The sequence below is a fragment of the Streptomyces sp. SJL17-4 genome, from assembly GCF_036826855.1.
Classification (GTDB): Bacteria; Actinomycetota; Actinomycetes; order Streptomycetales; family Streptomycetaceae; genus Streptomyces.
In genome coordinates this window covers 4,650,833-4,667,582 of sequence record NZ_CP104578.1, presented here as the reverse complement: position 1 = coordinate 4,667,582, position 16,750 = coordinate 4,650,833, and the positions used below count along the sequence as shown (strand labels likewise).

Genomic DNA, 16,750 nt, shown 5'->3' with positions numbered 1-16,750 from the left:
ACTTCGCCCTCGCCCTGCTGATGACGTGGTGCTTTCTGACCACTCAGGCGGCCGGGCGCGACGTCAGACGAGGTGGTGCTCGTATGCGAAGGCACTCGCCTCGGTCCTGGACGAGACGTCGAGCTTGGCGAAGATGTTCTGGATGTGCCGGGCGACGGTGTGCTCGCTGATGACCAGGGCGGACGCGATCTCCCGGTTGTGCTTCCCGGCGGCGACAAGGCGCAACACCGTCTGCTCGCGCGAGGTCAGCCCCTGGACGTTCCCGGGAGCGACGGCGGCGTCCCGGGTCATCGAGTCGACCCGGGCGACATCCGGTGCGGCTCCAAGGCGCTCGAACACGGCACGAGCCGCCTCGAGTTCCAGGGCCGCCGTCTCGTCGTCGCCCAGGTCGCGGCATGCCCTGCCTATGAGCATGCGCGTCCGCGCGGTCTCGTACGTTGCGTCCAGATCCTGCCATCCCCGCTCGGCCCTGCGGAGTGCGATCAGGGCGGACCGTGCGTCCCCGGCCGCCAGATCGACCGAGCCACGGACGCCCGCCGCGATCACACGCAGGACGACGGTCCCGTAGTTCCCGGCGATCTCGCCGAGCTCGTCGCACGCGTGTCGCGCGGCCTCCGTGTCTCCCACGGCCAGCATGATCTCGACGCAGGCGGGCAGCAGTCCGACCCGCTCCAGGGACTCGGTGGTCTCCTCCATCACCCTTCGGATCGCGGCGGTCGCGGCGCCCTCGTTCCCTTGGGCGAGCCGCAACAGTGCCAGCCCCGGCTGCGGATCCCCTCCGCATCGGCCGGCGTCTCGGTACGCCTCCTCGGCCGTCGCCAGATCTCCTCGCAGACGGTGGATCTCCCCCAGCCGGTAGTACGACGGCGCGGCCGCCCCCTCGTACGACTCCTGGCGGAACCGCTCGCCCGCCCGCTCCGCCTCCGTCAGCGCGTCCCGCCACGCACCGTGCAGCTGCATGATCTCCGCGCGGTGCACGAGGCACTCGCCGGAGAACACCACCATGTCGGGCTGCTCCTGGCACCACGAGGTCAGCGCCTCGGTCCACTCATGGGCTCGGCGGAGCTCGTACACGGCACCGCAGACGTCGATCACGGCGCAGTAGATCACCCCGGTGAGAATGGGCGAGAGGTCCCCCGCCGTGACGGCCACCATGGCCTCGTCGAGCAGCCCGAGCCCCTCCTCGACCTGCCCCGCCCGCACCAGGGCGTGGCCCTGCTCGTACACGGAAAGGGCGAGCAGATCCGCATCCCCGAACCGCTCCGCGATCACGCCGGCCCGACCCGCCGTCGCGTAGGCGCCCGCGTAGTCGCCGCCGGCCCGCTGTCCCATGACGGCCGGCATCAAGAGGTAGCCCTCCTCGGCACAGGCGCTCTCCTCGGCGTCGACCAGCCGGTGGGCCCGCCCGAACCATCCGGTCGCGCGCCCCATCTCCCCCCTGAACGCCAGATCGAACCCGGCCCAGAAGGCACAGCGCACCGCGCGCAGCGCTTCCCCGGCGTCGAGGTGCGCGCCGTACGCACGCTCAAGACCACTCACCAAGTCGTCGTGGCGCCCCGTCATAAAGGCGGAGACGGCCAGGAGTTCAAGGTCCTCCGCCCCCAGCGGAGCCGCCTGGTCCGCGAGTTCCAGCGCCTTGCGGGCATCGGCCCACGCCCGTGCGGCGCAGGCCGCCCGACCACGTTCAAGATCGCCGGACGCAGCCACGACGGCCGCCTTCCCCGCTCAGCTTCATGGCGCCTCCAAGGAGTAGCTCAATTTTATGAGACAGCACGGAATGTCTCCATTTGCCCCATCGCGGCGCACAACCAGGGGCCTGATTCACGAGAGCGGGCCAGGCCCCTGTGTGTCGTGATAACTTCCCAAGAGGAGTCACTGCATGGAAGAAGTCTCTTCCCTAGAGAAGTGATTAGGGAGTGGAGGAACTCTTGTCAACGCCGTCGATGCGCCCTGACGCGGGCGAGGTCTACCGCCGGTACCTCAGCGCGGTGCTGCTCCACGGTCACGCGAGCGCCCATGCCTGCAGCCTCGGCGCCACGGATCTGTACGCGTTGAACATCCTTCATCTGACGGGCGCGATGACCCCGGGCGAACTGGCGGCGCGCACCGGTCTGACGACCGGCCCGACCACCCGCCTGATCGACCGCCTGGAGCAGGCGGGCTATGTGCGCCGTGTGCCCGATCCCGGCGACCGGCGCAAGCTGAGCGTCGAGCCGGTCGGCGAACCCGTCGAGCTCGACCGCGTCATGGCGCCCGCCCGTCAGAAGGTCGGTCAGATCCTCGGCGGGTACGCGCCGGAACAACTCGATGTCCTCTTCGACTACTTCGCCCGTGCCGCCGACGCGTACCAGGAGGCCGCCGAGCAGCTGCGTCATCAGTGATGTCCAGGGGCGGCCGTCATCGGCCCCGGCTCTCCCGCCTGCGGAAGCCGCCGACCAGCACCCGCAGCATCATGATCACGCTGAGCACGAGCAGGTTGTAGCCGAAGACCTCGTAGAGGCGGAGCCGGTCCGAGATCTGCGGGCCGCCGCTGCTGGCCAGCAAAACCACGGACATGAGGCCGGTGGTCGCCGCCAGTACGGCGATCAGGACCTGCTGGAGGAGGCCGGCCAGGACGCGCTGGTCCGCGGGGTCGGCGAACATCCGCGCGTTGACGGTGAACACGCCGCGTTCCAGGTCTGCCGTGATCCGGTCCACCCGACGCGGGATGCGGCGCAGGAGCGGAATCAGCGACACCAATTCGTCCCGCGCCACCTGACGCAGAGACTCGGGGCGCAGCTGTGCGGTGATCTCGCGGTCGGCGAAGGCGCGCGACTCATTGACGATGTTGAAGCCGGGGGCCAGATGGGCGAGCGTGCCCTCCAGGGTGGCGAGGGCGCGGAAGACCGCTGCCACCTCCGCGGGTACGGCGACGCCGTGGGCGGAGACGATGCGGAAGAGGTCCGTGAACATCTCCAGGTCGGGCGTCAGACCCGGGCCCAGATGGCGGGCCATGAAGCGGCCGAGGGAGCGCTCAAGGGACTCGCCGTCCACCGCGTCCGAGCGGTCCATGATCTCGACGAAGGCGTCCCGCACGCCCGCCGGGTCGCGCTGATCGATGCCGGCGAGGAGGCGCCGCAGCGAGCCTTGGAGCCGGGTGTCCAGGCGGCCGACCGAGCCGAAGTCGATCAGGGCGAGAGAGTCGTCGGGCAGAAGGAGGATGTTGCCGGGGTGCGGGTCGGCGTGGAAGACGCCGTCGACCATGATCTGGCGGAGCAGGACGTCGAGGAGCGTACGGGCCAGAGCGTCGCGGTCCGTGCCTCGTGCTGTCAGGGTCGCGTCTGCGCTGCCCAGAGGGATGCCGTCGAGGGCCTCCATGACCAGGACTCGGGCCGTCGTCAACTCCTCGTGCACGTGAGGGAGTCGCACAGGGGAGCGGCCGGCGCAGGCGGCGGCGACCGTGGCGAGGTTGCGGGCCTCGATGCGGAAGTCCAGCTCTTCTCGGAGCGAGTCGGCGAAGCCCTCGGCCAGGTCGACCGCGCCGATGCTGCGGGCCCAGGTGAAGCGGCGCTGCAGGGTGCGGGCCATCCGCCGCACGATGTCGAGGTCGCGGTCGACGATGCGTACGATCCCGGGGCGCCGCACCTTCACCACCACCGGGCGGCCGTCCGCCAGTTTCGCCCGGTGGACCTGGGCGATGGAGGCGGCGGCGAGGGGGGTGGGGTCGAAGTCCATGAAGAACTCTTCGGGAGCCGCGCCGAGTTCGACTTCCAGCTGCTCGCGCACCTGCCCCCAGGGGGCGGGCGGGACCTCGTTCTGCAGCTTGCTCAGTTCGTCGATGAACTCAGGGGGCAGCAGGTCGCGGGGGGTGGAGAGCAGTTGGCCGAGCTTGACGAACGTGACGCCGCTGTCCTCCAGGGTGCGGCGCAAGGCGACCGCGAAAGCGGCATTGCGCTCGGGGGAGTTGCGGCGGGGGCGGTCGGTGGCGAAGCGGGGCAGGCCTGAGCGTGTGGAGATGGCGCTGACCTGGGCGTAGCGTCGCGCGCGGAGGCTGCGGCGGTAGAGCTCCTTGGCCAGGCCCACCGGGCCGAGGCCGCCGGGGACGAAGGCCTCGAGCAGCAGCAGCATCAGCATGGTGAGGGCGAGCGTGACGCCCCAGAAGACGGTCGCCAAGGACCACTCGTCGTCCTGCCTCATGTACCGGCCCACCGTGGAGCCGCTGATCGTGATCGCGACGAGGGTGCAGAACACGATCCGGGGCACCCCGGATCGCAGATTCAGCAGCCGTCGGGCGAGCAGAGCGGGAACAAAGGTGAACAGGAATCCCAGGAAGAACGAAGGAATCAGGAACTCTGTCGACGACGGGCCGGCCGGACCTGGCGCGGCGAACAGGGCGATGCTCATCGGTCCGTCGCACGTGAGGAGTCGCGTACGCCGGTGAGTGACACGCTCCGGCCTCGCTCCCGGGCGGCGCGCTCGTCGGCGTCGGCCAGCCAGAACCAGACCGGCGGGAAGACCAGCTCGATCACGGCCAGCATGACCTGGAACGAGTGCGGCCACCCGTGCACGGCCAGGGACAGCAGCCGCCCGATGCCGCCGAGCAGGAACACCGCGGCGAGCCACCGCACCACGCGAGCCGGGACGGGATCCTGCCGGGCAGCCCACAGCCAGACCAGCCCGTACCCGGCGAAGATCGCGCCCAAGAACCGGCCCAGGCTGTCGATGGTCGCGCCGGCGTCGGCCTCGCCGGGAATTGCGGCATTGCCGCCGACCACATGGAACAGGCCGATCGCCACACAGGCGACACCCATCACCCACGCGAACATCCGCAGTGCTCTGGCCATGACTCCCCCTGGCGCTTAGTTGACATGCGTCTACTAAGCGGCAGTCTAGGCGTCGCTAGTAGATGAATGTCAACTAAGCTGGACGGGTGACGCCCCGCCGACGCCTGACTCCCACCGACCGCCGCGCCCAGCTGCTCGCCGTCGGTGCCCGCCTCTTCGCAGCCGTCCCGTACGACGACGTGCTGATGGAGGATGTCGCGCAGGAGGCCGGAGTGTCCCGCGCACTGCTCTACCGGCACTTCCCCAGCAAGCACGCCCTCTTCGCGGCGGTCTACCAGCAGGCGACCGACCGGCTGCTCGAAGCGACCCGGTTCGATCCGGAAGCCACGCTCGTCGAACAGCTCACCCAGGGCCTGGACGCCCACTTCGACTACTTCATCGCGAACCGCCAGGCCGTGCTGGCCGCGAACCGGGTACTCGCGGGGGACCCCGTCATCCAGACGATCATGACGGACGAGCTCGATGCCCTGCGCTCACGCCTGCTCGGCGTGCTCCCGCTCGCCGACGAGCGCATGCACGACGCCGTCTCCGCGACGCTCAAGGCGTGGCTGGTGTTCGTGCAAGTGCTGTGTGTGGACTGGCTCGCGCGCGAGACCTGCACCCGAACGGAGCTCCGCGACACCTGCATCGGGGCCGCGGTGGGGGCCCTGCGCCCGCTGCTCCTCGCGGACCCTGCCACCGACTGGCCGCCCACGCACACCGCTGGAGCGTGACCTGGGGCGTACCGCACACCTCAGTTCGTGGCGCCGGTGATCAGGACGCGGGTCACTTTTCCGCCTTCGGGGCGGTGTCGGGGGCGTAGAGGAAGGAGAAGCGCTCCATGACGTTGCTGCGCTCGGTGTTGTGGAACGCCGCGATCCGCCAGGTGTCGCCGGTGTCGCGGACCAGGGTGAAGGTCGTCACCTTCGAGAGTTCGTCCACGCCGGGCTTGTCACCGGTGTAGTCGGCTCCGCGGCTGGTGAGGACGGCGACGTCCTTGGTCAGGAAGCGCATGTCGAGATACCTGGAAGCGAGCTTGCTGTCCTTGAGGAAGCCCTTGAAGAGAGCGCGGTGGCTCTCGGTGATGTCGGCGCGGCCTTCGTAGTGGCTGCCGATGTAGGTGGTGTACGTGCCGTTCTCGGTGAACTGGCGGCCGTACGCGTCCGCGTCACCGCGCTCCCAGGCGTCGGCGAGGGCGTCGAGGGTGGCGCAGACGGCCTCGCCGTCGCGGCGGTCGGCGTCGGCCGGGATCACCTCGCCGCAGGTTTCGACTCCCGCGCGCTGCACGTCGGAGGTGGCGTCGAGATAGAGATAGGCGCCGGCCGCGCCGAGGGCGAGGACGAGCGCGGAGGCCAGGGCGACGCGCTTGACGATCTTGCGGTTCATGGCGAGGACGCTCCGTTCGGTGGTGGTGGCGGCCCGGGGGCAATCACGCACAACGACTGCCCTCGTGAATCAACTGCTCTCGTGAAGCAACTGCACTCATGCATTATCTGCTCACGCGCAGAGATTAGGCAAGGGGGTCGCCCCGTCGAAGCGGCAGGGGCCTGATCCGCGTAAGCGGCAGGGGCCTGATCCGCGTAAGCGGCAGGGGCCTGATCCGCGTAAGCGGGTCAGGCCCCTGAGGGGTGGGCGGCGGCCTTCTGGTCAGATGACCGGCGGGCGGCCCAGGCGGGTCATGTGGCGGACCGTGGACCAGCGCATGGGGTGTCGGGGCCCGCAGGAGTGACGGACACCCTCCGCGAAGCCGGCGAACCAGGACGCGAGGCCCGGCAGGGAGCGGGTGCGGGCCAGCGTGAGGAGGGTCCAGACGCCCAGGTAGACGGGGACGAGCAGGGCCGGCAGGTTGCGCTTGGCGAGCCAGACGCGGTTGCGGGCGGTCATCCGGTAGTAGACGGCGTGCCGGGCCGGGCTGGTCTTCGGGTGCTGGAGGAGGAGTTTCGGCTCGTAGACGACCTTCCAGCCCGCGTCGAGGGCCCGCCAGGCCATGTCGGTCTCCTCGTGGGTGAAGAAGAAGTCCTCCGGCCAGCCGCCGATCTCGTCGAGCATCACCATCGAGAGGCCGTGGCCGCCGCCCAGGAAGGTCGTGACCTCCCCGCCGCGCATCGGGTCCTTCGCCCCGAGGCGCGGGACGTGGCGGCGCTGTGTCTCGCCCGTCTCGTCGGCGATGCGGAACGACACGACACCCAGGGCGTCGTCGCCCTCGTACAGGTCGGCCAGGCGGCGGAAGACGTCCGTGTCGACGAGCAGGCCGTCGTCGTCGAGGTCCACCACCACGTCGACGTCACCGAAGGCGCGCAGTGTCTCGATCGCGACGTTCCGCCCCCCGGACACACCCCGGTTCTCGGGCAGTTCGACCCCGGTCACGCCCTCGGGGAGCTCCGGCAGCGTCCCGGTGCCGTTGCCGACGACCACGATCCGGGCGGCGGCCTCGTCCTGCGCCGCCACGGCGTCGAGCAGCGCCCGCAGCTCGTCCGGGCGCGTGCCCATCGTCAGTACCGCCACACCCACACGAGGTCGCGCCACGACTCTCTCCGTTCCACGATCACCGGCGTCCGCCGGCACTCATTTCCGGACTCACTCCGGCCCGCGATGCTAACCGGCCGACGCCACCTTCCGTTCACCCGAGCCTCGGTCGTCGTCCATCGACCCGCCCGTATCACCGGGGCGGGGGCGCCGGACGTGGGCTTCTTCACGGGGGTCGGCGGACGCCCCGGGGGGAGCGCGGCGAACGGCGTCGCCCGGCGGCTCTACGCTGGTTCCCTTCCGTCAAGTTGATCGATCGTCGAAGGGGTGGTCTCCAGGTGCTGGTCGCGGACCGATATCGGCTTCATGTGTGTATCGGCCGGGGCGGTATGGGTGAGGTGTGGCAGGCCACCGACGAGGTGCTCGGCCGGGACGTCGCCGTGAAGCTGATGCTGGCCCACGGGACCGACCCCTCCGCCGCCGACCGGTTCCGGCTGGAGGCGCAGACCGCCGCCCGGCTGAGCCACCCGCACGTGGTGGGCGTCTTCGACTTCGGCACCTGGGACGGAAAGCTGTTCCTCGTCATGGAGTTGGTGGAGGGCGACAGCCTCGCCGACAGCCCGTCCGATCCGCTGCTGCTGCCCGCCGAGCGGGTCGCCGTGGTCGCCGCGCACGCCGCCGCCGGGCTCGCCGCCGCGCACCGGCAGGGTGTCGTGCACCGGGACATCAAGCCGGGGAACCTCCTGGTCGACGCCGAGGGGACGGTGAAGCTCGCCGACTTCGGCATCGCCCGCTTCGTCGACGACCCCTCCGCGGCGCTCACCACGACGGGCCAGATCGTCGGCACCGGGCTCTACCTCGCGCCCGAGCGGGCCCTGGGGCAGCCCGCCTCACCCGCCTCCGACGTGTACTCCCTCGGCTGCGTGCTCTACCAACTCCTCACCGGACGCCCGCCGTTCCGCGCGGACACCGCCACGGCCCTGCTGTACCAGCACATCGACACGCCCCCGGTGCCGCCCGGCCGGCTCGGGGTGGCGCTGCCGCCCGAGTTCGAGACGTATCTGCTGAGCCTGCTGGCCAAGCAGCCGGAGCAGCGGCCCCCGGCGCAGGCCATCGCGGACTGGTTCTCCTCCGGCGCCTGGCGCGCCTACGCCCGGCCCGCCCCCGCGCAGCCCGGACCTCACACCCCGCACGCCCCGCATACCCCGCACGCCCCGCATACCCCGCACGCCCCGCACCACACCCGCGGCCTCCCGGCGGGCGCCGCCACCCGCTCCGGTCCCATGCCGGGGACCGGTCGGACACCCGGAGCCGCACCCATGCCGGGGGCCTCCCCGATGCCCGGCGCCGCGCCCATGCCCGTACCGGCGCCGATGCCCGGGCAGGCGCGCAGACCCGCGCCCGCGCAGGCTCACAGACCCTCGTCCCCCGGCGCGACCGCCTCCCGGCGGCGTGAGCGGCCCGGCAGCACCACCGGCGGGCTCGCGGAGCTCTCCCGACGCCGTCCCCGCAAGACGGCCGCCGTCGCCGGGGCCATCGCCTTCGTCGTCTTCCTGATCATCGGAATGGCCTGGCTCTCCTGACCCACGGCTCCCGTACGGCCTCGGCGGCACCGGGGCCTCTCAGTACGGCCTCGGCGGCACCGGGGCCTCTCAGTACGGCCTCGGCGCCATCTCCAGCGGCTCCCCGTCCGCCGTCGCCAGCAGCAGGCAGCGCGGCGCGCCCGGCCCCGAGGTGGCCCGTACGGTCACCGTCGTCGGCGGGTCGGTCGGCAGCTCGACCGGCACCGTGACCGGCCCGTCGTCCTTGGCCGTGGCGTGGCCCGTCTCCTTGCCGTCGACGAGGATCTCGACGACGAGCCTGTGCCCGGTCTGGACGGTCGCGGAGACCGAGTGCCCGAGGTGGTCGATGTGGAAGTGGTGCCGTCGCCTCATGGGTACCTCCGTACCTCCTCCGTCCCTCCTCCGTACCTCAAGAGTAGGTACGGACCGCCGGTCCCGCCGCTCCCACCGCGCCCGGTGCGGATCGCGGCCGGAGTGCGGCCCCGCCGGCCGGGTGTTCAGATGGACCGGTACGCCGATGAGCGCCCCCCCGCCGAACGGAGCAGCCCGATGACCGAGCACCGGCCTCAGCGGCTCGCCCACACGAGTGCCCCGAGCAGGATCAGGGTCCCCAGGATTCCGAGGTTGACCACCTTGTACTGGAGGAAGACCGCGGCGAACTCGCGGATGGTCGCCGACGGCCAGAAGTAGGCGGCGGTCGGCGAGCCCACCACCTGGCCGTTCACGCCCGAGCGGCGGGCGAGGATGGCGGCCCGGAAGGCGTGGAAGTTGTTGGTGACGATCACGCACGAGGAGCCCGGCCGGTCCCGCTCCATCAGCTCCTTGCTGAAGATCATGTTCTCCTCGGTGGTGCGCGAGCGGTCCTCGCGCAGCAGCGCGCCCGGCGGGAAGCCGCGCTCGACGAGGTAGTCGGCCATCGCGTGCGACTCGGGCACCTCCTCGTCGGGGCCCTGGCCGCCCGAGACGACGAGGACGGGCGCGCCGCCGTCGCGCCGCTCGTACGCGGCCAGCGTCTCGTGCACCTCGCGCCCCCGGTCCAGCCGGCTCGCGAGGAGCGGCGGCACCCGGCGGCCGCCGATCAGGCCGGAGCCGAGGACGACGACGTAGTCGGCGTCACGGCGGATCCTCATCCGGCCGTACAGGAACGCGTAACCGACGAAGCAGACGAAGAGGAAGGAGACGTAGCCGAGGACGAGGAGGAGGGTGACGACGAGGATCTGCAGGGCCCACGAGTCGGTCGCGGCGGCCGCCACCGCCAGGATCATCACGCCGAACATACCGAGCCCGGCGAGGAGCGAGAGCAGGTTGGCCGGCCGTCTGCCCTCCTTGCGGACCATCTTCACGCCGTTCGCGGTGAGCAGCCCCGCGAGGACGACCGGTCCGAGGCCGAGCACGAGCAGCCCGCAGATCATCACGGTCTCGGCGACGCCGGGCGGGGCGTCCTCGATACCGGCGAGCAGCCCGATCCCGAGGAAGGTGACGGCGAGGCCGAGGTGCACGGCGTTGCCGAAGCGACGCCGGTCCCGCCGTACACCGAGCGCGAAGAACAGCAGGAAGACCGCGGCGACGGCGAAGGCGTACGACATGACCGCATCGTAGGCAGACCTCAGGCCTCCCCCGCCAGGGCGAACAGACCGCGCCGCGCGCCCTCTTCGTAAGCACGGCGGAGTTCCCGGACGTCGAGCAGCTCCCGGAGCGCCCGCTCGCTCCGGGCGCGGGTCGCCACGCAGAACTCCGCCGGCCGGTACGAGCCGTCGAAGACCGAGGTCCGTAACAGATCGACGGCGCCCAGCAGATGGGCCGCCTCGTCCCGCCTGCCCGCCGACACCCGGATCTGGGCGAGGAGTTCCGCCGCGCCGGCCGCGCCCGCCGCCGATCCCATGCGCAGATGCTCCCGGAGCGCCCACCGGGCGTGCTCGGCGGCCCGCTCCAGATCCCCGTCCCACGCCGTGAGCTCGGCGCGGGCGATGTACGACCAGGCCTCGGCGTCCATGTCGCGGCCCACCCAGGACCACCGGCTCTCACGGTCCAGGTCGGCCTGGTCGAGGGCCTCCTGCGCGGCCTCCGGGTCCGTACGGCACAGGGCGAGCGCGATACCGGCCCAGCACGCGTGCCGGGTCGGGCCGAACTCCGGGTACTGCCCCATGAGCGCGAGGGCCTCCCGGAACTCGTCCGCCGCCGCGCGCGTGCGCCCCTGGTACAGGGCGGTCGAGCCCCGCAGATGGGCGAGGAGCCCCAGGGCTCCGTCGTCCCCGTCCCGTACGGCCGCCGCCCAGGCCCGGGCGAGCAGCGGATCGGCCTCCTCAGGGCGGCCCGACTCCAGCTCCAGGAAGGCGGCGAGCCACAGGGCTCGGGCCGTCGGCTCCCCGCCGAGCAGGGCGAGGGCGTGCCGCAGCCGGGTGCGACCCTCGGCGGCCCGCCCGCAGACCACCCACAGGAACCACAGCGAGACGGCGATCTCGACGGCCGTGCCCGCCTCGTCGTCCCCCGCGAGCGGAGCGGTCGTCGGGTCCATCGCCGCGGCCAGGTCGGGGAGTTCGCGCAGGGCGAGGTCGCGGGCGTCGAGCTGCCTGCCCCTCTGCCACCAGTCGGCGGCCCGCCGGGCGAGCTTCACGCACCACCGCCGGTGCCGCAGGACGAGGTCCGGCCGCTCGCCGCGTTCGGTGAGCCGACGGGCGCCCACGGCCCGCATCGGATGCGGCATCCAGTAGCGGGGGACGTCGTCCTCACCGGCGAACAGGTCGTCGACGGGAAGGAGGGCGAGCGGCACGAGCCGGTCCAGGACGTCGAGGATCGACGTCGGGGGCAGCGTCCACGACGTGCACACGGCGTGGACGGCGTCCCGGTCGAAGGCTCCCTCGAAGACGGACAGCCGCTCCCACAGGAGCCGTTCGGCGGGCCCGCAGCGGGCGTAGCCGCGCTCGGCGGCGGCGAGCTGCTCGGCGCTCACCGGCTCGCCCCACAACAGCCGCTCCTCGCTCACCGGCCTGACCCACGGCTGCCGGTCGGCGCTCACCGCCCCGCCCCACGGCTGCCGTTCCTCGGTCGCGGGCTCGCCCCACGGCAGTCGGTCCCCGGTCTCGGGTGGATCCTCGATCCCCATGCGCACCGCCCCCGTCCTCTCCCCGTGTGTGACGTATGCCTGAGTCCATGGCGAACACGCGCCGATGCCGCTTGAATGCATATGCCTCGGTTCACCATCCTGGGGCGCCCCGGGACCCGCACCCACGGTTTGCCGGGGATCGACCAGGGAGGGAAATGACGACCGGGGAATCCGTCCTCGGAGAGGCGGATCTTTCGCTGATCCACGCACTGCAGATGGCCCCGCGCGCCAGCTGGACCCAGCTGTCGGCCGTGCTGGGGGCGAGTCCCGACACCCTCGCCCGGCGCTGGGAGCACCTCACGGCCGGGGGCTACGCCTGGAGTTCGCTGCTCGCCGCCCGCCACGGCTCGGACGAGATGCTCCACGCCTGGGTCGAGCTGGAGTGCGTCGCGGGCACCTCGGAGGTCACCGCGACCGAGATCGCGGGCGACCCGTACACCCTCGGCGTCCACCAGGTGACCGGCGACGCCGACCTCGTCCTGCTCGTGATCTGCCCCGACCTGTACGCCCTCGACGGCTACCTCGCCGGACGCGTGCGGCGGCTGCCCGGGGTGCTCCGGTGCCGCACCCAGGTCGTCACCCGGATGCACAACCGCCCGTACCGGTCGCGGATCGAGCAGCTCACCCCGGGGCAGGTCCAGCTCCTCACGGAACTCACGGGCGGCGACCGGCGGCCACGCGCGCACGTGCGTCGCTTTCCGAACCTCACGGAACTCGACCACCGGCTGGTCGCGGAACTGGCGGGGGACGCCCGCCGCAGCGCCGCCGAACTGGCCCGGCAGTGCGGTACGAGCGAGTCGACGGTACGGCGGAGGCTGGACGTCCTGTCGGCGGGCGGCGCCCTCCACCACCACTGCCTGCCGGCGCCGAGGTTCTCCGGGCGGCCGATGTGGGCGATGGTCACCACCGACGTACCGCCCCTGGAGGTGCCGGCGACGGTGGCGGCGCTCGCCCGGCTGCCCCAGACCCGGCTGGTCACCTCGGTCACCGGCCCGCACAACCTGGCCGTCGCGATGTGGCTCCGCACGGTCGACGAACTGCACGAGGTCACGTCCGCGTTCGTACGGGTCGCCCCGGCGCTGCGGATCGCGGGCACCGCGCTCGCGCTGCGCACCCACAAGATCGGGGCGCAGGTCCTCGGCCCCGACGGGCGGCGGATGCACCACATCCGCCCCGACACCCCCTGACACGCCGGTCCGCTGCGGCGCCCCCCGTGGCTGCGGGGGGCGCCGGGGCGGTCGGCTCAAACGGCCGGGCGGGTCGCCTTGATCGAGTACATCATCGGGATGCGGGGCCGGTCCGCCGGGAAGCGGTAGTAGCCGTCCTCGTGCCGCTGGAGCGCGCCGTAGCGGGGGTACAGCGAGGCGTCGTGCTCGTGCAGGAACTCGATCCGCAGGCCGGCCCCGGCGAGCGCGGTGACGACCTCGCCGACCGGGTGCACCCATTCCACGCTGCGGTTGTGGACGGTGGCGGCGTCGAGCTCGGCGTACGTGCCCGGGGTGGTGTCCACCCAGGGTTCGCGGACGAAGTAGTCGTTCACGATCCGGCTGCCGGTCTCGTCGTCGAGCGAGTCGGTGAGCGGATGGAACTCGGCCACGTAGAGAAAGCCGCCGGGGGCGACCAGCGAGGCTGCGGTCTCCGCCCAGCGCACGATGTCGGGCAGCCAGTTCAGCGCCCCGCAGCCGGTGTAGACGATGTCGTACGCACGGTCCGGGACGGCTTCCGCCGCGTCGTACACATCGGCCGCGACGAAGGCCGCCCGGTCCTGCGTGAGGCCCAGGTCGGCGGCGAGCGAGCGGGCGGTCTCGACGGCCGGCTCGGAGAAGTCCAGGCCGACGACGTGCGAGGCTCCGTGACGGGCCCAGGAGAGGGTGTCGAGGCCGATGTGGCACTGGAGGTGCAGCAGGGAGCGTCCGGTGACGTCGCCGACCTCCGCGAGCTCGAAGTCCCGCAGCACCTCCTTGCCCGCGCGGAAGGCGTCGAGGTCGTAATACGCGCTCGCGGCGTGGATCGGGACGCGCTCGTCCCAGCGTGCGCGGTTGACCTCGTGCCAGTCTTCGGGCGTCGGGGAGTACATGTCGGCGAGGTTATCCACAGGTTGAGGGTGACGCGACCCGATTGTCCGCCGCGCGGAGCATCATGGGTGCCATGACTGAGAGCAAGAACTCCGAGCCCGAGGCCGAGCTCACCGCCCAGGCCCCCGCGTGGCAGCGGCGCTTCCGCGCGCCGCGCGTCTCCCTGCCCGAGTGGGCGGAGGAGGCCCCGGACCGCTCGCTCTTCGTGTCGAACGCGACGGGGACGTACGAGCTGTACGCCTGGGACCGGGCGAGCGGGAAGCAGCGGCAGGTCACGGACCGGCCGAACGGCACGACGGACGGGACGCTGTCGCCGGACGGCGCCTGGATCTGGTGGTTCGCGGACACCGACGGGGACGAGTTCGGGGTGTGGATGCGCCAGCCGTTCGCCGGCGGCGCGGACGAGCCGGCCGTGCCCGGCCTCGACGCCTCCTACCCGGCGGGCCTCGCCATCGGCCGGGACGGCACGCTCCTGGTGGGCCGCTCCACGGACGAGGACGGCTCGACGGTCCATCTGGTACGCCCCGGGGCCGGCGCCCCGGTCGAGATCTACCGGCACCGGGAGTCGGCGGGGGTCGGCGACCTGTCGCACGACGGCGCCCTGATCGCCATCGAGCACACCGAGCACGGGGACGCGATGCACTCGGCGCTGCGGGTGCTGCGCTCCTCGGACGCGAGCGTGCTCGCCGAGCTGGACGACACCAAGGGCGGCACCGAGGAGCTGGGGCTCGCGGTCCTCGGCTTCGCGCCTCTGGCGGGCGACAGCCGGCTGCTCGTGGGGCACCAGCGGCGCGGCCGCTGGGAGCCGATGATCTGGGACGTGGTGGCGGGCACGGAGACCGATCTCCGGCTCGACCTGCCGGGCGACGTGTCGGCCGAGTGGTATCCGGACGGCTCCGGCCTGCTGATCGTGCACAGCTTCGAGGCCCGCAGCGAGCTGTGGCGGTACGAGATCGCCACCGGCGCCCTGGTCCGGGTGGAGACCCCGGCCGGTTCGGTGTCGGAGGCGACGGCCCGGCCGGACGGCAGCGTGGAGTACCTGTGGTCCTCGGCCGCCGAGCCGCCGGTGGTGCGGTCCACGGACGGCGGCGTCGTCCTCGACCCGCCCGGCCCCAAGGCACCGCCGTCGGTGCCGGTGGAGGACGTGTGGGTGGAGGGCCCGGGCGGCAGAGTCCACGCGCTCGTGCAGCGCCCGGCGGGCGAGGGCCCCTTCCCGACGGTCTTCGAGGTGCACGGCGGCCCCACCTGGCACGACAGCGACGCCTTCGCGTCGGGCCCGGCGGCCTGGGTGGACCACGGGTACGCGGTGGTGCGGGTCAACTACCGGGGCTCCACGGGGTACGGACGGGAGTGGACGGACGCGCTCAAGCACCGGGTGGGTCTGATCGAGCTGGAGGACATCGACGCGGTCCGCGCCTGGGCGGTGGCGAGCGGCCTCGCCGACCCGGCCCGGCTCGTGCTGTCCGGCGGCTCCTGGGGCGGCTATCTGACCCTCCTCGGCATCGGTACGCAGCCGGAGGCCTGGGCGGTCGGGCTCGCCGCGGTCCCCGTCGCGGACTACGTCACGGCGTACGAGGACGAGATGGAGGCCCTCAAGGCACTGGACCGGACGCTTCTCGGCGGCTCGCCGGAGGAGGTGCCCGAGCGGTACGCGGCCTCGTCGCCGCTGACGTACGTGGACGCGGTGAAGGCCCCGGTGCACATCTCGGCCGGCGTCAACGACCCGCGCTGCCCGATCCGCCAGATCGACAACTACATCGACCGGCTCGCGGCCCGGGGCGCGGTCCACGAGGTGTACCGCTACGACGCGGGCCACGGCTCGCTCGTGGTGGAGGAGCGGATCAAGCAGGTCGGCCTGGACCTGGCGTTCGCCGCGAAGCACCTGGGGGGTGGACCCGTGGAGAGCTGAGCGGGAAGAGCCGAGGCGGCCGGGGCCCGGCCGACGGGGCCCCGGCCGACGGGTGGCCGAGGCCGCTTGCGTACCGTGGGGGCGTGTACCGGTTCCTGAGAACGCCCCGCTGGTGGGGGATCAACGTCTTCGTCCTGCTGGCGATCCCGTTCTGTGTGTTCATGGGGACCTGGCAGCTGGGCAAGTTCGAGGATCGCGTCGACTCCCACGAGGCGGCCGAGAAGCGACCCGCCGCGAGCACGATGAAGGCGGAGCCGCTGGACTCCCTGCTCCCGGTGGACAAGGAGACCTCGGGCCGGTCGGCCGAGGCGCGCGGCCGGTTCGGGGAGCAGTTCCTCGTCCCGGACCGTGATCTGGACGGCCGGACCGGAAGTTACGTCCTGACGCTGCTGCGGACGGACGGAGGCCGATCGCTTCCGGTGGTCCGCGGCTGGCTCCCCACGGGCGCGAAGGTCCCGGCCCCGCCGTCCGGCGAGGTCACGGTCGTGGGCGCGCTCCAGGCCTCGGAGAACGGGGGCGGCAAGGGTGTCAGCAAGGCGGGCGGGCTGCCCGAGGGGCAGCTGGCGATGATCAGCGCGGCTTCCCTGGTGAATGTGGTCACGGACGACGTCTACGACGCCTGGATCACCCTCGCCGACTCCCCCGCCGGGCTCACCCCGGTCCCGGCGGCGGCCGCGGCGGGCACGAGCCTGGACGCGAAGGCCTTCCAGAACCTCGGCTACACCGCGGAGTGGTTCGTCTTCGCCGGCTTCGTCCTCTTCATGTGGTTCCGCCTGGTCCGCCGCGAGGCGGAGGCGTCCCGCGACGAGGCACTGGGACTGTAGGTCAGGAGC

Annotated in this window: 15 protein-coding genes; 6 read left to right on the top strand and 9 right to left on the bottom strand. The window is 72.2% G+C overall.

Annotation, left to right across the window (positions count from 1 at the left end; all coding sequences use genetic code 11):
- Positions 1-63 precede the first annotated feature (63 nt).
- A complete protein-coding gene (locus N5875_RS21000; RefSeq protein ID WP_338495386.1) occupies positions 64-1,707 on the bottom strand; it encodes a LuxR C-terminal-related transcriptional regulator in 1,644 nt (547 codons plus the stop codon).
- Between the two features lie 221 nt (positions 1,708-1,928).
- On the opposite strand from N5875_RS21000, the gene N5875_RS20995 reads away from it, so the two are divergent.
- Positions 1,929-2,381 (top strand): MarR family transcriptional regulator, encoded by a 453-nt coding sequence (locus N5875_RS20995; protein WP_338495385.1) that lies wholly within the window; start codon positions 1,929-1,931, stop codon positions 2,379-2,381.
- Positions 2,382-2,397: 16 nt separating this feature from the next.
- On the opposite strand, the gene N5875_RS20990 is transcribed toward N5875_RS20995, so the two are convergent.
- A complete protein-coding gene (locus N5875_RS20990; protein ID WP_338495384.1) occupies positions 2,398-4,383 on the bottom strand; it encodes an AarF/UbiB family protein in 1,986 nt (661 codons plus the stop codon).
- Positions 4,380-4,823 (bottom strand): DUF4345 domain-containing protein, encoded by a 444-nt coding sequence (locus tag N5875_RS20985; protein ID WP_338495383.1) that lies wholly within the window; start codon positions 4,821-4,823, stop codon positions 4,380-4,382. The genes N5875_RS20990 and N5875_RS20985 overlap by 4 nt, the downstream gene beginning before the upstream one ends.
- Positions 4,824-4,909: 86 nt before the next feature.
- On the opposite strand from N5875_RS20985, the gene N5875_RS20980 reads away from it, so the two are divergent.
- Positions 4,910-5,536, top strand: coding sequence for a TetR/AcrR family transcriptional regulator (locus N5875_RS20980; RefSeq protein WP_338495382.1), 627 nt, complete (start codon positions 4,910-4,912; stop codon positions 5,534-5,536).
- Between the two features lie 52 nt (positions 5,537-5,588).
- On the opposite strand, the gene N5875_RS20975 is transcribed toward N5875_RS20980, so the two are convergent.
- Both N5875_RS20975 and N5875_RS20970 read right to left on the bottom strand, forming a co-directional pair.
- The gene (locus tag N5875_RS20975; RefSeq protein ID WP_318208032.1) at positions 5,589-6,188 is read right to left on the bottom strand and encodes an SgcJ/EcaC family oxidoreductase; all 600 of its coding nucleotides are present in this window, start codon (positions 6,186-6,188) and stop codon (positions 5,589-5,591) included.
- 261 nt (positions 6,189-6,449) lie between these two features.
- Positions 6,450-7,328 carry a glycosyltransferase family 2 protein gene (locus N5875_RS20970; protein WP_318208033.1) on the bottom strand — a complete coding sequence of 293 codons (879 nt, stop codon included), beginning with the start codon at positions 7,326-7,328 and terminating at the stop codon, positions 6,450-6,452.
- 329 nt (positions 7,329-7,657) lie between these two features.
- On the opposite strand from N5875_RS20970, the gene N5875_RS20965 reads away from it, so the two are divergent.
- Entirely contained in the window at positions 7,658-8,851 is a 1,194-nt protein-coding gene (locus N5875_RS20965) for a protein kinase (protein ID WP_338495381.1), read from the top strand.
- A 69-nt stretch (positions 8,852-8,920) separates the two neighbouring features.
- Here N5875_RS20965 and N5875_RS20960 read toward each other — a convergent pair whose 3' ends face one another.
- The 3 genes from N5875_RS20960 to N5875_RS20950 all read right to left on the bottom strand — a co-directional run bounded on the left by N5875_RS20960 (position 8,921) and on the right by N5875_RS20950 (position 11,933).
- The gene (locus tag N5875_RS20960; protein ID WP_318208035.1) at positions 8,921-9,202 is read right to left on the bottom strand and encodes a hypothetical protein; all 282 of its coding nucleotides are present in this window, start codon (positions 9,200-9,202) and stop codon (positions 8,921-8,923) included.
- A 194-nt stretch (positions 9,203-9,396) separates the two neighbouring features.
- Entirely contained in the window at positions 9,397-10,416 is a 1,020-nt protein-coding gene (locus tag N5875_RS20955) for a YdcF family protein (protein ID WP_318208036.1), read from the bottom strand.
- A 20-nt stretch (positions 10,417-10,436) separates the two neighbouring features.
- On the bottom strand, positions 10,437-11,933 hold the full coding sequence (locus N5875_RS20950) for a tetratricopeptide repeat protein (protein ID WP_338495380.1): 1,497 nt from the start codon (positions 11,931-11,933) through the stop codon (positions 10,437-10,439).
- 155 nt (positions 11,934-12,088) lie between these two features.
- Between N5875_RS20950 and N5875_RS20945 the strand changes: the two genes are divergently transcribed.
- The gene (locus tag N5875_RS20945) at positions 12,089-13,120 is read left to right on the top strand and encodes an Lrp/AsnC family transcriptional regulator (protein WP_318208038.1); all 1,032 of its coding nucleotides are present in this window, start codon (positions 12,089-12,091) and stop codon (positions 13,118-13,120) included.
- A gap of 56 nt (positions 13,121-13,176) precedes the next feature.
- On the opposite strand, the gene N5875_RS20940 is transcribed toward N5875_RS20945, so the two are convergent.
- Complete coding sequence (locus N5875_RS20940) at positions 13,177-14,010, bottom strand: methyltransferase domain-containing protein (RefSeq protein ID WP_318208039.1); 834 nt, start codon at positions 14,008-14,010, stop codon at positions 13,177-13,179.
- Between the two features lie 71 nt (positions 14,011-14,081).
- On the opposite strand from N5875_RS20940, the gene N5875_RS20935 reads away from it, so the two are divergent.
- Positions 14,082-15,917, top strand: a complete 1,836-nt coding sequence (locus N5875_RS20935; RefSeq protein ID WP_338495379.1) for a prolyl oligopeptidase family serine peptidase — start codon at positions 14,082-14,084, stop codon at positions 15,915-15,917.
- 83 nt (positions 15,918-16,000) lie between these two features.
- Positions 16,001-16,741 (top strand): SURF1 family protein, encoded by a 741-nt coding sequence (locus tag N5875_RS20930; protein ID WP_318208041.1) that lies wholly within the window; start codon positions 16,001-16,003, stop codon positions 16,739-16,741.
- Positions 16,742-16,750: the final 9 nt, after the last annotated feature.